The 4018-nt window shown below is 63.7% G+C and carries 5 protein-coding genes; all 5 read left to right on the top strand.

Annotated features, from left to right (window positions below; translation table 11 throughout):
- Positions 1-320 (top strand): hypothetical protein (locus ACIQ7H_RS21975; protein WP_395795599.1); only part of this gene is annotated, 320 nt, incomplete at its 5' end.
- Between the two features lie 4 nt (positions 321-324).
- Positions 325-705 (top strand): hypothetical protein, encoded by a 381-nt coding sequence (locus ACIQ7H_RS21970; RefSeq protein ID WP_395795597.1) that lies wholly within the window; start codon positions 325-327, stop codon positions 703-705.
- 218 nt (positions 706-923) lie between these two features.
- A complete protein-coding gene (locus ACIQ7H_RS21965) occupies positions 924-1373 on the top strand; it encodes a CC0125/CC1285 family lipoprotein (protein ID WP_395795595.1) in 450 nt (149 codons plus the stop codon).
- Positions 1374-1502: 129 nt separating this feature from the next.
- Positions 1503-3056 carry a hypothetical protein gene (locus tag ACIQ7H_RS21960; protein WP_395795593.1) on the top strand — a complete coding sequence of 518 codons (1554 nt, stop codon included), beginning with the start codon at positions 1503-1505 and terminating at the stop codon, positions 3054-3056.
- On the top strand, positions 3053-3637 hold the full coding sequence (locus ACIQ7H_RS21955) for a hypothetical protein (protein ID WP_395795591.1): 585 nt from the start codon (positions 3053-3055) through the stop codon (positions 3635-3637). The genes ACIQ7H_RS21960 and ACIQ7H_RS21955 overlap by 4 nt, the downstream gene beginning before the upstream one ends.
- Positions 3638-4018 lie beyond the last annotated feature (381 nt).

Here is a 4018-nt window from a genome sequence, read left to right as displayed (position 1 = left end):
GTGACGTCGGCTTCCACTTGGTCGGCCATCAGTTTGGTGGCCCGATCAATCCGCTCAACGTCGTACCCGGCAATGGCAAGCCGCTGCCGCTGGCTGGGGGTGGGCGGCTGACCAATATCAATCAGGGTCGTTACTCCAGCGAGTTCGAGGCCGCGGTCGCGCGACTCAGTCGCGAGACCGGTGCGCCAGTGCCCGTGAGGATCTCGGTATCCTACGGCGCGGGCAACACGACGGTGCGGCCGGATACGTTCGTGGCGCGCTACCAACTGCCGGATGGGCGCTGGCGTGAATCCACGGTTTTGAATCGAGCAGGAGGCTGAAACGATGTTCTCACTGGAAGCGGCCCAGCTGCTCTCGCAGTTTGTTGGCCATCAGATTGAAGTGTTCCCGCGGGGCTGGGGGCATGCAGCCATCTATGTTGAGGTCCGACGCGAGAGCGACGGTTACCTAGCCAACAGCCTTTCGAAAGTGGCGTGGGTTGAGGGTGAAAAAATCCTCGATATCGATCCTAGTTTGGCGTCCGTAGAGGTGCTTCAACAGCTCATCGAGCGACGCGAGCAGGAGGGGCCACCATGGTCCGCGCTGCGCATCGCGGTCGAGCCCGATGGCCGCTTCAAGACCAAGCTGTACTACGACTCCTGGCCCGACATTGACGGTGACTGGCGCGCAGCCAGCGCGCGTCTCGACAGCCCCGACGCCCCCTAGCCGCTCGACCGCGCAGCCCGGCGCGCTTTGGCGTCGGGCTGCGCGGTTTACACGTGGCCTGAGTGCGGCCCAAGTTTTCAAGCCCGACTCCGATGCAGCGGCCGGCCGAGCCCTCGCGGCCGCCGCATGCAGGGCTTGCCAGCGCCCGCTCTGGCTTGCGGAGTGAGGGGCAGGGACATCGCCTCCAACCTCGGTTTCGATCTCGCGGAGCGGCATGCATGCCAAGGTTTCCTCTCGCCCGTACCTGCGCGGCACTGCTTTGCCTCACCCTCACCGCCTGCGCCACCGGCTACCACAGCGCCGCCAACCCGGTGCTTGGCTTCACCGGCGGCTACTGGGACGAGCCCGGCCCGGGGCGGACCTGGCGGGTGGGGGTGACGGGCAATGCGCATCTCAGCGCCGAGCGCGCCGGGGCGTATCTGTTGTATCGCTGCGCCGAAGTGAGCCTGCGCGAGGGCGGCACGCATTTCGTGGTGTATCCCAGCCTGTCGGCGGCGGTCAGCGATGACCGGCAGGCGGGCCTGGGCATCGGCACAGGCGCCAAGCCCTATGCCACGGTGTATCTGTGGATCGCGCCGGCGGATACCGAGCACGCCTATGCGGCCGAAGAGGTGTTGGCGCGGCTGGGGCCGGTGGTGAATGCGGCGCGGGCGGAGACGTGGTTGTAAGCAGGCGCCGTTCTCTCCGGCGCAGCCGGCACGTTCGGCAAAGTCCTCAGCGCCGGCGACTGGCGCAGCGCAGCGGCGTACGCCTCAGTCAACACCCTCACCGGCCACGCCGGCTCACGCCTGGCTGGGTTGGACAACAGCTTCAGCTGGCGCAGCGTTGCGGCCAATGCGGTCACTGCCGGCACTACCAGCAGCGTCACCGGCCGCATGGGCCAGAGCCTCAAACTCGACCTCACCACCAACAGCGGCCAGTTCGGGCAGGACCTGCAGGGTGGCGCCGTCGGTGGAGTTGTGGGCATCCACACGCGTCGGGCTGCGGGCATGGAGCAGGGCGTGGACTATGGCCAGGTGGCGGCGGATGCGTTTGGCAATGCGCTGGCCAATGCGGCGACCGGGGAGCACTCGCGGCGGGCTTTGGCCGCGCTGGAGAGCCAGCACCGGGCCGACCTGATCAGTGCCGAGCTGCAGGGGCGCTTCGCCGAGGGTGAACTGCAGGGCGCCGCGCTTGCTCAGGCCTTGGGCCGATCTGGCCTGCCCTCGGGCTCGCGCTCGCACGACGGCCTGTGGGATCGCCTGCCGGCCGACGGCTCGCGCGTGCTGCTGGACCAGCGCCAGGGCAGCAATGCCAATGGCACCCCGTGGACGGAGCAAGACTGGGCCCGCCGTATCAACGACAGCTATGAGCGCAGGCGCTTCGGCGGCGCGCGGGTCGACTTCAACACCGTCCGAACCGACGGCGTGCGTGACCGCCGTCCGGCGCAGGTGGAGGCCTTGCCCGAGATCCTCCGAACGGCGGTCCGCAGCGCAACGGCTCAGCGACTGGATGCAGTGGAGCAGTGGCGGCAAGGCGGTGTCGCCTCCTGGGATAGCTACCGCGGCAGCTTCCTGGGCGATATGACGGCTAGCATAGCGACCATGTTCTTCAACGCAGGGGCGGGTGGAGTGTCGGGTGCGGTGAGTACCTATGGCATGGGCACTGACCTGCGCTTCAACCGTGAACTGCAAGCTTCGATCGGCTTTGCAGCTCGCAACCCGGAGTTGGTCGTTGCGGCCGGGCAGGCTTGGTGGGCCAAGCCTCTGGACCAGAAGGCGAGCGATCTGGGCACGATCGGGATCGGCGCGCTAGCATCGGGCGGTCTGTCCCTGTTCAAGTACGTGGACACGGCCGCCGATGTGGGCGCAGCGACGCAGAAGCTGAGCCTGCTGCGGCGGAACAGCGAGATGTGGGACGCTAGTCAGGATTGGTCGGTGGTGGATGGGTTGAGGGCTGGGCCGGACGAGCCGATGTTTGTTGCAGACACTGTGGCGTCCACTTCAACGTCACCAAATAGAATCTACTCCGCTAGAGAATTGCTGAGGCGTGTTGAAGAGCCTGGCCCTTACCACAATTTCCCCGAAACGTTTAACGATGAGATATTCGGCGGAACCCGCACACAGGTGAGTGACCGCTATGTGCTCTACACTAAGGATGGTGCATTGACGCTACCCGGAGAGCCGATCTACGGAAGAGCGCAGAGCAGATATGGTGATGCTCTCAACAATCCGTCTGGTCAACGAGTCAGAGAAGTGATCGGATACACTCCGGCGCGAGTAATCGAAGGGACTTATGAGATTGGAGTGCGCCCATCCGCCTCCGGTCAAACTGAGGTAATAACTCACCGCTTCTTCAGGCCAAGACAATGACCGAGTTTATGGGTTATGGGAAAGCTGCCTCTTTTCTCGCGGAGGTGGTTTCCAGTGACAGCGAATCCGAAGCGCTTAGCTATTGCTATCCGGGGGCGATGCTGGATGCGTGGGTTCCTGGGGTTGCGGTAAGAGTCGTTCCTTCCTCAGGTGCAGAATGGCTCGGGTACTTTATGCAGGGCAAAGAGTCTCCCAATGCAATAGACCTTTGTTGCATTCACCCCGATAGCGAGCGATTGATCGTTGTTGCTAAGGGCGCGGGCTATGTTGTCTCCCCAAAAACCCCAACTCAATGGGAGGAGATTCCGTTGCGCCCAATTCTCGGACATCGCTTTGACGAAGGATCGAATACGTTAGTGTTGTTCGACTACACGCGAGCGCTTGGTATTGGTGAGAAGGGGTATGCGTGGAAAACGCCATCCCTGTCGTGGGATGGACTGACTGACGTCGAAGTTAAGAACGGCGTCCTGTTCGGAAACGGATGGGATGCTGCTTCGTCGAGGTTTGTTCCATTTCAAGTTCGTCTGAGCGATGGCATCCACAGCGGCGGTGCTAGTCCGCCGCGCGATCAATTGGAATAGTTGCAAACGGCGCGGCGGATGTCGCGGCTGCGCGCCATGCCGCATGGGGTTCTGATCTAACGTCTGTCAGCGGAACGATGGAGCGGCTCGGCCAACGAGCACTCCGTCAGTCGGGTGGGAATGCTGCGCGCTCCGAGCGGCTTTTCGAGAGCTACCTGCAGGGCGTGAGCAATCGCCTGTCCAGAACGGGCAGCGAGTTTGGCGTAGAGATTCAGCCGGCCGCGCTGGTTGATGGCGAGCGTTTTCCTGAATTCATTGTAAGCGTCCGCCCACCTCACCTACCTTCCTTACCTGATTCTCCCGACCGTCTCCGGTTTCCCCAACGGAGGACCGGTCGATGGCGTGTTCGGAGGCGTGGCGGTGGCGGGCGCATGTGCGCTC

Source organism: Aquimonas sp., assembly GCF_044377145.1.
In the GTDB taxonomy this organism is placed as follows: Bacteria; Pseudomonadota; Gammaproteobacteria; order Xanthomonadales; family Xanthomonadaceae; genus Aquimonas.
The sequence above is the reverse complement of the archived record's forward strand: the minus strand, read 5'-3'. Positions and strand labels throughout refer to the sequence as shown.